The organism is Kitasatospora sp. NPDC093679, assembly GCF_040683455.1.
Classification (GTDB): domain Bacteria; phylum Actinomycetota; class Actinomycetes; order Streptomycetales; family Streptomycetaceae; genus Kitasatospora; species Kitasatospora arboriphila.
On the sequence record NZ_JBFBDW010000017.1, the window covers coordinates 1 to 12,357 of the forward strand.

The 12,357-nt window shown below is 70.0% G+C and carries 9 protein-coding genes; 1 reads left to right on the plus strand and 8 read right to left on the minus strand.

The window, feature by feature from the left end:
• Positions 1 to 220: 220 nt before the first annotated feature.
• The 3 genes from AB0O09_RS16445 to AB0O09_RS16455 form a co-directional block, all read right to left on the minus strand.
• Positions 221 to 2,629, minus strand: coding sequence for a non-reducing end alpha-L-arabinofuranosidase family hydrolase (locus AB0O09_RS16445; protein WP_363542461.1), 2,409 nt, complete (start codon positions 2,627 to 2,629; stop codon positions 221 to 223).
• 265 nt (positions 2,630 to 2,894) lie between these two features.
• On the minus strand, positions 2,895 to 5,525 hold the full coding sequence (locus AB0O09_RS16450; RefSeq protein ID WP_363542371.1) for an RICIN domain-containing protein: 2,631 nt from the start codon (positions 5,523 to 5,525) through the stop codon (positions 2,895 to 2,897).
• A 295-nt stretch (positions 5,526 to 5,820) separates the two neighbouring features.
• Complete coding sequence (locus AB0O09_RS16455) at positions 5,821 to 5,973, minus strand: thiamine biosynthesis protein ThiC (protein ID WP_363542470.1); 153 nt, start codon at positions 5,971 to 5,973, stop codon at positions 5,821 to 5,823.
• A gap of 76 nt (positions 5,974 to 6,049) precedes the next feature.
• Between AB0O09_RS16455 and AB0O09_RS16460 the strand changes: the two genes are divergently transcribed.
• Positions 6,050 to 7,621, plus strand: a complete 1,572-nt coding sequence (locus AB0O09_RS16460; protein WP_363542372.1) for a recombinase family protein — start codon at positions 6,050 to 6,052, stop codon at positions 7,619 to 7,621.
• Positions 7,622 to 7,744: 123 nt separating this feature from the next.
• Here AB0O09_RS16460 and AB0O09_RS16465 read toward each other — a convergent pair whose 3' ends face one another.
• The 5 genes from AB0O09_RS16465 to AB0O09_RS16485 all read right to left on the minus strand — a co-directional run bounded on the left by AB0O09_RS16465 (position 7,745) and on the right by AB0O09_RS16485 (position 12,357).
• A complete protein-coding gene (locus tag AB0O09_RS16465; RefSeq protein WP_363542373.1) occupies positions 7,745 to 9,205 on the minus strand; it encodes a replication initiator in 1,461 nt (486 codons plus the stop codon).
• 107 nt (positions 9,206 to 9,312) lie between these two features.
• Positions 9,313 to 10,221 carry a DUF2637 domain-containing protein gene (locus AB0O09_RS16470; protein ID WP_363542374.1) on the minus strand — a complete coding sequence of 303 codons (909 nt, stop codon included), beginning with the start codon at positions 10,219 to 10,221 and terminating at the stop codon, positions 9,313 to 9,315.
• A gap of 44 nt (positions 10,222 to 10,265) precedes the next feature.
• The gene (locus tag AB0O09_RS16475; RefSeq protein ID WP_363542375.1) at positions 10,266 to 11,726 is read right to left on the minus strand and encodes a cell division protein FtsK; all 1,461 of its coding nucleotides are present in this window, start codon (positions 11,724 to 11,726) and stop codon (positions 10,266 to 10,268) included.
• The gene (locus tag AB0O09_RS16480) at positions 11,726 to 11,929 is read right to left on the minus strand and encodes a hypothetical protein (protein ID WP_363542376.1); all 204 of its coding nucleotides are present in this window, start codon (positions 11,927 to 11,929) and stop codon (positions 11,726 to 11,728) included. Before AB0O09_RS16480 ends, AB0O09_RS16475 begins: the two co-directional genes overlap by 1 nt.
• 29 nt (positions 11,930 to 11,958) lie before the next feature.
• Entirely contained in the window at positions 11,959 to 12,357 is a 399-nt protein-coding gene (locus tag AB0O09_RS16485; protein ID WP_363542377.1) for a hypothetical protein, read from the minus strand.

Genomic DNA, 12,357 nt, shown 5'->3' on the forward strand with positions numbered 1-12,357 from the left:
CCCGTCCCGTCCCACCCGACCGGAACGGGCACGGAAGGTCGGGTCGGGCGGGCACGGAAGGTCGGGTCGGGCGGGCACGGCGGAGCGCTGCCCCGGGAGGCCCCCCTCCACCTCCCGGAGCAGCGCGGTCGGTACCGGTCTCAGTCCGCCGGCGGCAGGTGGACCCGGTTGCCCTGGGCGGCGAACTCCACGGACTTCTCGGCCGTGTTGATCGGGCGGGTCAGCGCTGCAGGGTGAGGACGCCGGGCCGGTACGGCAGCTGGTCGTAGGGACCGCTCGCCGTGGGGGACTTGCCCTGGTAGAGGAACTGCAGGTTGCACGGGTCGATGGTCATGGTCTGGTCGGGGTTGGTGCGGACCAGGTCGCCGTGGCTGATGTCGTTGGTCCAGGTGGCACCGCTGTTGGCCTTGCCGGCGAAGGGATTGCTCTCGGTGGCGGCCTGCGGGGTCCACGAGCCGTTCAGACTGGTGGCCGTGAACGAGCGGAAGTAGCGCTGCTCGTTCACGCCACGCGCCTCGACGATCATGAGGTACTGGCTCCGGTCCTTGACCTTGTACACCTGCGGCGCCTCGAACAGGTTCTTCACGGTGTCGCTCATGACCGTGGTGTAGGAGGAGCCGAAGCTGCCCGGGAAGTTCTTGATCGGCATGCTCGCCCGGTAGATGCTGCCGTTGTCACCGGCGAAGAACAGGTACATGTTCTGGTCGTCGGCGATCAGGGTCTGGTCGATCGGGCCGGTCCCGGAACCCGGGATGCTGCCGGTGAACAGCGGCTGCGGCGCGGACCAGCCGTTCGGGTTGGTCGGGTCGCTCGACGTCCGGTAGACGAACGGCCACTGGCCCCACTGGTACGCAAGCACCCAGATGTTCTTCGGCGCGAAGTAGAACAGCGTGGGCGCCACCGCGGCCTGGCCCATCCCGCGCTGACCCGCCGACGCCATGTCCGACCAGTTGGTGAACGGGCTGAACATCATCGAGCCGTACGACGACCCCGACACGTTCGAGCCGTAGACCAGGTGCTTGCCCTTGTACACCACGTCGGTGAAGTCCTTCACCGACGCCCACCCGTTCGCCGGCTGCGCCAGCGCCCCCGTGGAGGACCACCGGTAGCTCGAGGGCAGGGCGCACGTGCCGCCGGGCGCGGGAGTTGTCGGGGTCGGCGTCGGAGTGGGCGACCCGGTCGGCCGGAGGGTCCAGTGCTGGTTGGCGGCGCCCCAGGAGTCCCAGATCTGGACGGGGGTGCCGTTGGCGGTCTGGTTGCCGGGGGTCTCCAGGGCCTTGCCGGTGGCGGCGTTGATGAGGGTGTAGGAGCCGTCGCCGTTCTTGGTGGCCTTCCAGTGCTGGTTGGCTCCGCCGTTGTTGTCCCAGACCAGCATCCTGGTGCCGTTGGCGGCCTGGCCGGCCGGATCGTCCAGGACCCGGCCGCTGGCGAGGTTGGTGAAGGTGTAGGAGCCGTCACCGTTCTTGGTGGCCTTCCACTGCTGGTTGGTGGCGCCGCCGGCGTCCCAGACCTGGAGCGGGGTGCCGTTGCCGTTCTGCCCTGCGGGCTCGTCGAGGACGCGCCCGACGGCGCCCGTCGCGGAGAGCGTGTAAACGGTGCCGGAGGTGATGCCGTCGCTCGGCGTGCTGCCGCCGGCGCCGCCGAGGGTGGTGAGGACGGCGGTGTACGCGGGCTTCTTGGTGCCGTTGCCGTCGAACAGCAGGGGGTTCTCGCCACCGCGCCAGGAGTCGCTGTCACGGATGCCCCAGAGGGTGATGCCGGTGCAGCGGGCGACGTCGAGGCAGGCCTGGACGGCGCTCGTGTAGGCGGTCGGGGACGCCTGGGCGATGTCGAGTTCGGTGATCTGGACGTCCACGCCGAGCGCGGCGAAGCTGGACAGGGTGGTCCGGAAGCCGGCCGGGGGGCCGCCGGCGCCGAAGTGGCTCTGGAATCCGACGCAGTCGATGGGCACGCCGCGGGACTTGAAGTCCTTGACCATGCGGTAGACGCCCTGGGTCTTGGCGTCGGTCCAGTTCTCGATGTTGTAGTCGTTGTAGCAGAGCTTCGCCGAGGAGTCGGCGCTCCGGGCGGTGCGGAAGGCCTCCTCGATGAAGCCGTTGCCCAGCACGTTCTGGAACACCGAACTGCGGTGCTGGCCGCTGCCGCCGTCGGCGAAGGCCTCGTTGACCACGTCCCAGGCGTAGATCCTGTCCTTGTAGTGGGTCATCTCCTGGGCGATGTGGTTGTTCATCACGCTGCGCAGGGTGGTGGCGTCCTTGATGGACGAGACCCAGTTCGGCAGTTGGGAGTGCCAGACCAGGGTGTGGCCGCGCATCCGCTGGCCGTGCGCGGAGGCGTGGTTGACGATCGCGTCGGCGGCGCCGAAGGTGAACGACCCGCGGGAGGGCTCGACGGCGTCCCACTTCATCTCGTTCTCCGGGGTGACCATGGTGAATTCCCGGTCGAGAACGGTGGAGTACGTCGAGTCCCCGAGCCTGCCCGCGGCCACCGCCGTACCGAAGTAGCGGCCACTACCGGCCGCTGCCCCACCGAGGACGGTCGGCGTGCCGGCACTCGACGTGAATGCGGCCTGGGCGACCAGCGGTATGGCAGCACCCACGGCGGCGAGCACCACGGCGGCGGCGATCAGGCGGCGGGTCGCCGGACGGCGGCGATGAGAGCGGTTCTGATCTGGCAACGGCTTGTCCCTCTGGCGCAGTGGGCCGCGGTTCGGCCCGATCACCAATCAGTTGTCGCTGCTCACACGAAGGTTGCCGTGATCGGGAGGAATTTTCCTGTCGAGCCGGAGACCGGCGCGGCCCTCGTCCCGTCGGGGTGAAGTCGCCGCGGATCGCGAGGGCGCCCACAACGGGGCCGCGGGCCGTTCGGCCCGCGGCCCCGCTCAGGGGGTCGGATCAGGAGGGGTCGCCGTACTGGAGACCGCGGCCGTTGGTGCCGATGTACACCCGGCCGTAGGTGTCGGGGTCGCCGGTGACGATGCGCTGGCCGGCGAAGTTGCCCCACTGGTGCGCGTCGTCGTTGATCCGGACCCAGCTCGCGCCCTGGTCGGTGGAGCGGAAGACGCCGGCGGCGCCCTTGACGGTGCCGATCAAATACAGCGCCTGGTACGAGGTACCCGGTGCGGCCTTGCCGAAGCCGACTGCGGAGGCGGACTCGACCGAGGACAGCTTGGTGAAGCTGCGGCCGCCGTCGGTGGAGTGCAGCAGACCCGTGCCGTCGCCGGCGAGCCACAGGTCACCCGCGACACCGGGGACGGCGCTGAGCTTCCCGCCCGGCAGGTTGCCGGAGCGGGAGGTGAAGTTCGCGCCGCCGTCGGTGCTGGCGTAGAGCGTGCCGTTGTTCAGCGAGTAGAAGGTGTTGGCCGAGGACCGGTCGGCGACGACCACGGCCCCGCTGCCGAGACCGTTGACCTTCGACCAGCTCGCGCCCCGGTCGGTGGAGCGGTACGGGGCCTGGCCGGCCTCGGTCCAGACGAAGCTGGAGCCGTCAGCCGCGATCGCGATGTGGCCGCTGTCCGCACTGGACACCGGCTCGCCCTTGAAGCCGTTCCAGGTGTGGCCGCCGTCGGTGGAGAGGGCGCCGTCCTGCGCACCGCCCCGGCCGACCCGGACCACCAGCGAGGGGTTGGACTGGGCGAAGTCGACGGAGGTGCTGTTGTAGATCTCCGGGTTGGTCAGGCGCCCGGTGGGCTCCTTCGTCAGGTCGTCGTACACGAAGCCGCCCTGGTCGCCCATCGAGGTGATGAGGGCGGCGGCGCCGGGCGGGGAGACCGCGTCGTACAGCGCCGTCTCCTCCAGCCCGCGGGCTCCGACGAACCAGTGGCTGGTGCCGCCGTTGTCGGTCGCGTTGGCGTCCTTACTGGCCCAGATGCCGTTGCCGGTGCCGTACATCACGTGCCCGGAGTCGAACGGGTCGATGCTCAGGGCGGTCATCCAGTGCCCGATGCCGGTGCCGAGGTACGGGGCGACGGAGGCGTCCCGCACGGACTTGTCGGACTGGGTCTTCCAGGTCGCACCGCCGTCGGTGCTGCGGTAGAGCTCGTCCTGCGGCCACCAGCGGTCCAGCGTGGTGACCATCACCGTGGACGGCTTCTGCGGGTCGACGGCCAGACCGGAGAACCCGTAGCCGCCCTTGGACGGCGAGATGTTCTTCCACGCCCCGCCGGAGGTGTCGTACTTCCACACCGAACCAGCCGTCACGTCGTTGGGCCCGGGGGCGTTGCCGTACGTCAGGTACAGCGAGCCGTCACCGGAGAGCACGCCGTGCTGCGGCACCTGGCCGGTGGGCTGCCCGGAGACCGCATGCCAGGAGTTGCCGCCGTCGGTGGACCGGTACAGGTTGGTGGACCTGTCGGCGACGCCGACGTAGATCGTGTTGCTGCCGGCCGGGCCGTAGGTCACGAAGGAGATGCCGGTGCCGAAGCTCCCGCCGTCCTTGACCGGGAACGAGGAGACCTGGTTCCAGGTCCGGCCGTGGTCGGTGCTGCGCCACAGGCCGTTCTTGCGGGTGCCCAGCAGCAGGGTCTCGTGGTTCGCGGGATCGATCACCAGGCGCTCGCCCGCCCCGCGGCCGTCCTCGTTGCCGCCCAGCTTGAACGGCAGGTCGGTGCGCTGGAAGGTGCGGCCGCGGTCGGTGGAGCGCAGGATCGCGCCGTTGCCGGCCCAGTCGTTGGTGTAGGTGCCGGCTGCGAGGTAGAGCCGGTCCGGGTCGACCGGATCGGTGGCCAGCGACTCGATGCCCAGCAGGTTCCAGTCCTTCTGACCGACCCAGTCGGTGAGCGGTGTCCACTGTTCGGCCCTGGTGTCCCAACGGTACGCGCCACCCATGTCGGTGCGCGCGTACAGCAGGCCCTTCTCCTTCTGGTTGAAGACCAGGCCGGTGACGTAACCTCCGCCCACCACCGGGGCGTTCTGCCACACGTACGATCCGGACCCGGTCTGCGCGCCGCCGCTCTCCGCCACCTTCACCAGCTTCCACTGCTGGTTGGCGCCGCCCCAGCCGGGCCACTGGATGACCTGCGCGCCCCGGTCCGTGGAGCTTCCGGAGACGTCCAGGACCTGACCGCTCTTGCGGGAGGTGAAGGTGACGGCGTCGGACCCGCTCACGTCGTCGATCCGCCACTGCTGGGACGCCGAGGACCTGTCCGTCTGCTGCTCGGCGGCAGCCGCCCGGCCGGTCGAGTCGCCCGCTATGCCCAGCACCTTGCCACTGTTGCGGTTCACCAGCTCGTAGTAGCCGTCCCCGGTGGACTTCAGTCTCCACTGCTGGTTGGCGGTGTTCTGGTCGGTCCACTGCTGGATCCGGGTTCCGTCCGCGGTGGAGAAGCCGTTGACGTCCAACACCTGGCCGCTGCGCACCGAGACCAGCCTGTAGTAGGCGCCGCCGTCGACCGTCGCGGCCTGGGAGTCCTCGGGTGTGAACATGAAGTACGAGACGCCGGCGAGGGGCACACCGAGCGCCAGGGCGGTGGCGCTCAGACGACGGCGGTGACGCCCGCGGCGCCGGACGTTCGTTGGGTTGCTCATGGGTGGACGTTCTCCTTGCGAACCGTGCACGAGAGAAGGCGGATCGGGAGACCGGAACGGTCCGGATCCGCTTCCTTGTGGTCACAGGCTCCGCAAAGGGTTGCCGCGGGCCGGGAACTTCTTCGGGTCACCTCGTGGTCAGGTGTCGATCAGCGTCCGGGGTGACGTCGGCTCCACGACCGGGCAGTCACCCCGGAGGCGGTGGCGCCGGGAAGCAGTGCTTCTCCGCAATACGGCGGAGCGCTGCCCCGGGAGGCCCCCTCCACCTCCCGGAGCAGCGCGGTCGGTACCGGTCTCAGTCCGCCAGCGGCAGGTAGACCCGGTTGCCCTGGGCGGCGAACTCCGCGGACTTCTCGGCCATGCCGGCCAGCGCCTCGGCGTCGTAGCCGGAGGCGACCGCGGTGGAGCCGTCGCCGTGTTCGTCGCGGATCTTCTGACTGATCTTCATCGAACAGAGCTTGAACAGAAGCGCCACCGGCTAATCTGCGGACTGAAGTTCTCAGTGCAACCGAGGGGGCCAGCACATGGCGGCGCGCGAAGAGATCATCAGCAAACTCAGGGGAGCACCGGCCGGTCTCCCGTCCGTGGCCGAGGTACAGGCCATGCTCGAAGCCAACCCCGGCATGAAGTGCGTCGTCTGCTACGCACGCATCTCGTTCGACGGTCGCGCCAAGGACGCCCACGGCATCGAGGACCAGCACCGCGACCTCACGGACCAGGCCGGCGCGTTCGGTTGGCTGGTCGTCTACCGCTACACGGACAACGACAAGAGCGCGAGCAAGGAAGAGGTCGTCCGTGACGACTTCGAGCAGATGCTCGCGGACCTCGCGGCCGGGCGGACCTCCGAGGGCTATCCGGTACACGGTGTGATGGCGGTGAACGACGACCGGCTGTACCGGCGCCCGGGCGACTGGGAGCGGTATCTCCGGGCGTTCACCGCCCACGAGGGCCGCGTGTACTGGGACTCCAACGGCCTGCAGGACCTGTACGCCGAAGGGTTCGAGATCAAGGGTCTGCTCGGTGTCGCCATGTCGCTCGCCGAGACCAGGAAGAAGCAGCGCCGCGCGCGGGCGAGCCACCGCAGCCGGGCCATCCGAGGGCAGTCCGTCTCGGCGTGGCGACCGTTCGGGTGGGAGGACGACAAGATCACGCTCCGGCCGGTCGAGGCGGCCGCCGTGCACAAGGCCGTGCACGACGTCATCGCCGGGGCGTCCATCTCGGAGATCACCAGGCAGTGGAAGGAGGCCGGCTACCTCACGGCCCGGGGCAACCTGTTCCAGTACCAGAGCGTCAAGCAGGTGCTCATGAACGCCCGTCTCTGCGGCTACCGGGAGGTCAACGGCGAGCTGGTCCGCGACAGCGACGACCAGCCCATCGTCGGCGAATGGGAGCCGATCATCACGCCGAAGGCGTGGTTCGCCCTCGTCGCCACAATCCGGGGGCGCGGCAACGGAGGCCAGCCTACGGGCGGGCTCGTCCACAAGTACCTGTTGACCGGCATCCTGCGGTGCGGCGCGACCTTGAAGGACGGCACGAAGTGCAACGCACCGCTGAAGGGCGAGAAGGCCAACCAGTGGGTGAAGTACAAGCACGGGTACTTCTGCAAGAAGACCGTGGACGGCGGCTGCAACGGCACGTGGAAGCGCGGGGACGAGACGGACAAGCACGTCACCCGCCTGGTGCTGGCGAAGCTGAAGGCCGATGCCGCCGCCGCGGTCACCGACGTGCCGGACTGGGAGCGGGGAGAGGAGCTTGAGGCGGCGCTCCGCCGTCGGAACACGCTCGAACAGCGCTGGCACGGCGGGGAGATCGACGACGAGCAGTTCTTCCGTAATCTGCCGCCGATCGAGAAGGCCATCAAGGAACTCCGCGCCGACGAGGCCAGGAACCTCGCGGCGAAGGCCGCCGCCGAGGAGGCGACGGCCGACGTCGAGAAGGAATGGGAGACGAAGACGCTCGCGCAGAAACGGGAGCTGATCAAGAAGGCGCTGCACGCAGTCATCGCCCTGCCGAGCGGTCAGGGGAACAAGCCGTTCGACGTGAACCAGCTCATCCCCGTGTGGAAGTCCGCCGGGTCAGCTGCACCCCGAGGATGAGGCCCATCTCTCGGAGCTGATCGTCGGAGAAGCGCGGGGCCGTGGCCAGGTGCTTCTCGATCCAGCGCTCCACGGCCTCGTCGTCGCAGAGCCGGGACGCCGAGCGGCGGTCAGTCATCGTGGTCACTGCAAGTCCCCTTCTCGCTTGAGTCGTTGTAGGGCTGCGCGGTTGTGGCGGACGGTCTCGGCGAGGACTTCTTCGCCAGGGCTGTAGCCGGTGGCGAGGAATCGCCAGTCGGAGATGACGAGGGTGGTCTCCGGGTCGACGGGTGGGTGTCCGTGACGGAGGCGGGCCCGTTCGGTCTGCCAGGCGCGGCGGGCACCGCGAAGTGCGCCGAGAGTGGTGGAGTAGCGGCGGGACTTGGTGGAGAAGTGGCCGCGGAAGCCGAGCATGTGAGCCCACTTGGTGAGCTTGAGGTCGGCGAAGTCGGAAACCCAGTGGCCGAGGTCCCAGCAGGTGCGGATCATCTGCCGTACGTGCTGGGCCACGTTGAGGTCCGCGATGGACTCGGCCAGGCCGGTTCCCTCGCACGAGGTGCACTCATCGGAGCGTCCATTGGGCGCGGGGATGCGTCCGCGTCCCGAGCAGGCGCCGCAGTACAGGGGCCGGTCGATGGTGCCGGTTCCTTCGGCGCTCTTGGTGGCGTACTTGGCGACGTAGCCGGCCACGGCGGCATCGGTGAGTGGGGTGGAGGCGTCGGCGGTGGCGTCTGGGCGGGTGATCTCGCGTACGTCGAGCTGCTGCCCCCAGCGCAGTTCGCGCTCTCCGATGGAGTTGCCAGCCACGGTGATGGAGACCTTGGGGGCAGCGTCGCGTACGGCGCCGGTGAGGAGGTCGACGGTGGCCCAGTCGGGCGGGGTGGTGGTGGAGCCTTCGGGGCCGTCGAGGCGCACGATGGCGTGGAAGTGGACCAGACCGCGTTTTTGGAACTCGGCGACCTTGGCGAAGGAGATGCGGCACTGCTCTCGCAGCTCGGCGGCGGTCAGGCCGGCGGCATGGGCGACGGCGCGACGTAGGTAGGTGGTAAAGCGTGCCCACAGGGCCCCGGCGTGGGCGTTGAAAAGGACGGCCCCGGCATAGTCGTAGGTGGTGGGGTCGAGCGGTGTGCCGAGGGCGGGGTGTCCGGCGGGGTGAACGGTGCCGCAGCGGCAGGGGAAGGGCTTGCCGGTGCGGGTGGTGGGCCGGTTGTGGACCGGGCCGAACGAGGGGGCGGTGAGGGTGACGAAGACGCGGGGGTGGGTGCGCACCTCGTCGGGGGTGCCCTTGCCACCAGCGAGGCCCGCGCGGATGAGCTGGTAGGTGTCGGCGGCGTAGGTGCGCGAGCAGGCCGGGCAGCGGGTTGCGCGGCGGTTTCCGCAAGCGATCAGGAGACGGCCGAGGGGTTCGGTGGCGGTGGTGTAGTGCCGTACGGCCTCGCCGGTGGTTGAGAACGTGGTGGTGTGGCCCACGAGTTGGATGGGGCGGGTGCAGCCTGCCAGGCGTTCGACGGTGGCTTCGATGCGGTCGAAGTCGTCGCGCTGGGCGAGGTTGATGAGGTCCCGGACGTACAGAGAGGGGATCTTCCGGGGGTCGAGGTCGGTCATCTGGTCTGTCCTTCCCGGCAGTTGAGCAGCGGGTGAGGCATGGGGGTGCCGTCGCGCCGACCGGGCGGGGTGTGCTCGCGGTCGGCGCGAGGCGGGCGGGGCGGGGATCAGGCGGGGACGGCCGCGAGGTGGGCGTGAGCGGCGTCGGCGAGATGGGCGGGGACGCCGAGGCGGGCGCGGAGCTGGGCCGCTGTGATCGGGTCGCCGGTGGCGGTCTGGTGGTCGTCGGCGAGACGGCGCGCAGCGGCCAGGAGCGCTGCGGGCACCTCGGTCAGCGGGGCCGAGGACGTGGCGGGCCGGGCGGGCGGGGCGGTCGGCGCGGAGGTTCGAAGGTGCGGGGCGAGGGTGGGAGCGGCGACCGGGGCCGGCGGCACTGGATCGGTGGCCACAGGCACGGAGGACGGATCGTGCGGGGGGATCGGGGCGGGCACCTGGGCCGAGGCTGTCGGCGCAGTGGCTGGGCGGGCAGGGGTGTGGGTTCGCTCGGGGGCGGAGGTGTCAGGGGCGGTGTCCTCGGGGTTGTCGGTGATGCCGGTCATCAGATTGGTGTTGACAGAGAGGAGGCCGATTTCGGCGGGGGCGGGCGGGGTGTGGAGGTGGGAGAGGAGTGCGGGGCCGACGGCGCCCCAGCCGAGGAGGAGGGTGGGGGCGACGGCGTCGAGGGCGGCGCGGCCCCAGTGGTCGGCGACGATGGGTTCGGCGATGTTGAGGGCGAGGGTGAGCGCGCCGCACAGGTGCATCAGCCGGCGGGCGGGTGCGAGGTGTGCGGGGTCAGTGCCCTTGAGGGTGAGGTGGTACAGGGCGACGAGGAGGCCGACAACGGAGAGGTCGACCATCGGGCCGATCAGCGGGGCGATCGGGCGAGGGATGCCGAGGCGCAGGGCGAGGGCCCAGATGTTGCCGAAGGAGAAGACGAAGGCGAGGGCTGCGATAACCGCCATCACGGCGGTGATGGTGTGCCGGGTGAAGGCGCTGGTGTCAGCCGGGCCGGGCCCGTGTGCGGTGGTGGCGGTCATCGCCGATTCTCCTTTCTGGCGTGTGGCTTGGAGGCATGGTGGGGTCAGGCGGTCGGGGTGAGGTCGTTGCCTTTGAGGAGGCTGGAGTCCTTCCACATGTTCGGGCCGAGGAGCGATTCAAGGAGTTCCATGGGGTCGGCCGTCAGGTGGGCGGTGTCGGCGGCGATGCGGGCAACGTCGGTCGGCAGCACCTCGGGGATGCGGATGCGGGTGAAGCCTTCGTGTCCCTGGCGGGCCATGGTGGCGACGCCGACGAATCCGGGGTCCTGCATGGTGACCGGGTTGGCGTCGGGCCAGTTGCGGATGTCCTCACCGAGCGCGGCCACTGCGGATTCGCTGGTCTTCTGGGCGAAGGAGAGCGACACCGGGCACACGTCGCGGATGAAGGTGGGGATGGCGTCGCCGGTCGGCTTCTGCGTGGCGACGATGACGACCATGCCGACCGAGCGGCCCTTCTTCACCAGGTCCTCGACGAGACGGGCGTTGTCGGCGGTGAGCGCCGCGAGACGCTTGGTGGCGGTGTCGGAGCCCTTGTAGTCGCGGAAGTAGGTGTGGGCCTCGTCGATGACCAGGACGACCAGCGGCCACGCCTTGATCGGGCCGGTGCCCCACTTGTGAGCGGCCCACATGTTCGGCCCTCCCAGGGCACGGCGGACCCATGAGGATCGCGCGCGCCGGAGGTCGACGAGGCGGGTGAACAGCTTGTTCGCGGCCTCCAGGTCGTCACCGACGAACGCGAACAGCCGGTCAACCACGTCCGCGTAGTCACCTTCGTGGGCTTCGGACACCTTGCCGTCGGCCACGGCGAACTGCACCGCCTCGGACGGGGCGAGGGTGGCGATCAGCTTGTTGATCAGACTGGTCTTGCCGTAGCCGGGCAGGCCCGCGACGCACAGGCCGGGCACGTTGGACATGCGCAGCACGGTGGCGAGGGCGTACTCGTCGATGCCCAGGTCCCACACCGAGAGGTCGGCCGGTGGCGTGCCGTCGGGGGTGAAGGTGTAGGGGATGAGGAGGGGTTCGTCCCGGACGGCGCGGATGCGTAGGTTTCCGGGCTTGCCGGGGTTGATGGACACGCGGGTGCAGGCCCAGGCGTCGGCCAAGTGGTCGGCGTGCTTCTGGAACTCGGCCAAGCCGACCTTGGCCACGGTCTTCACGGTGACCATGACGCCGTACTGGTCCACGGTGGTGGACAGCTTCGGGGTGAGCACCTTGGGTTCGGGCTTACCGCCGTTCTTGTCCGCCGAAGCGGCCAGGGCCTGGAGGAAGGTGGGGGTGCGGTCGAGGGTGACCAGGCCGAGGTTGCGGGCCAGGCGCGGCCAGGTCCGGCGGATGCGCCATGCCTGCCGGATGCTGACGCGGGTGCCCTTGTCGGCCATCAGGTACCGGCCGCAGATGACGAGCAGCCAGGCGAACAGGGCCAGGGCGAGCGCACCGGCGGCGTATGGCAGCCACGGCCAGAAGGTCAGCGGCCCCGAGTCGGGGACCGGGGTGGAGAGGTTCATCAGGTCACGTCCAGGGTGTAGAGGAAGCCGAAGAGGGCTTGCTGTAGGTTCAGGAGGTCCGCGCCGGAGGTGATCGGCGGGTAGCCGTGTTCGGCGAGGACGGCCGCGAGGTCCAGGACCAGGCCGAGGGAGAAGCGGGAGTCGTCGTCCGGCGCGGGCAGCGGATAGACCGCCGGGGCCGGGCCCGCAGACGAGGAGTCCACGGGCCCGACGACACGGGCGGGGCGGGCGGTCACGACGCGGCGACGGGCTCAGCGGTGGACGCCTTGGCCTTCGGCGCGGAGGCCGCAGCGGCCGGGACGGCCGGGACCAGGGCCGCAGCGCGGTAGGCGACACCGGACTGAACCTGACCGTTGAAGAGATTCGCCCACGGGGTGGCGGTCAGGCCGACCGGGCGCACGATCGCACCGGGCACGAGACCTGCGTCGAGACCGGTCTCCGGCACGGTCACCTTGATCAGCTGAGCGGTCGCCTCGAACGTCTCCAGGAGCTGGACCGTGTAGAGGTTCACGCCGGTCTCGCGGTCGGTGGCGACCTGCCCGGTAGCGGCGTCGGCGAACTTCGGCACCGGCGGCACGGCCACCATGTGGGTCGTGCCGGACAGGTCGGGGCGGATGGTGATACGGGCCAT

Coding starts and splice junctions, on each gene's coding strand:
- AB0O09_RS16450 (WP_363542371.1), bottom strand. CDS start 5,525: ATGAGCAACCCAACGAACGTCCGGCGCCGCGGGCGTCACCGCCGTCGT.
- AB0O09_RS16455 (WP_363542470.1), bottom strand. CDS start 5,973: ATGAAGATCAGTCAGAAGATCCGCGACGAACACGGCGACGGCTCCACC.
- AB0O09_RS16460 (WP_363542372.1), top strand. CDS start 6,050: ATGGCGGCGCGCGAAGAGATCATCAGCAAACTCAGGGGAGCACCGGCC.
- AB0O09_RS16465 (WP_363542373.1), bottom strand. CDS start 9,205: ATGACCGACCTCGACCCCCGGAAGATCCCCTCTCTGTACGTCCGGGAC.
- AB0O09_RS16470 (WP_363542374.1), bottom strand. CDS start 10,221: ATGACCGCCACCACCGCACACGGGCCCGGCCCGGCTGACACCAGCGCC.
- AB0O09_RS16475 (WP_363542375.1), bottom strand. CDS start 11,726: ATGAACCTCTCCACCCCGGTCCCCGACTCGGGGCCGCTGACCTTCTGG.
- AB0O09_RS16485 (WP_363542377.1), bottom strand. CDS start 12,357: ATGGCCCGTATCACCATCCGCCCCGACCTGTCCGGCACGACCCACATG.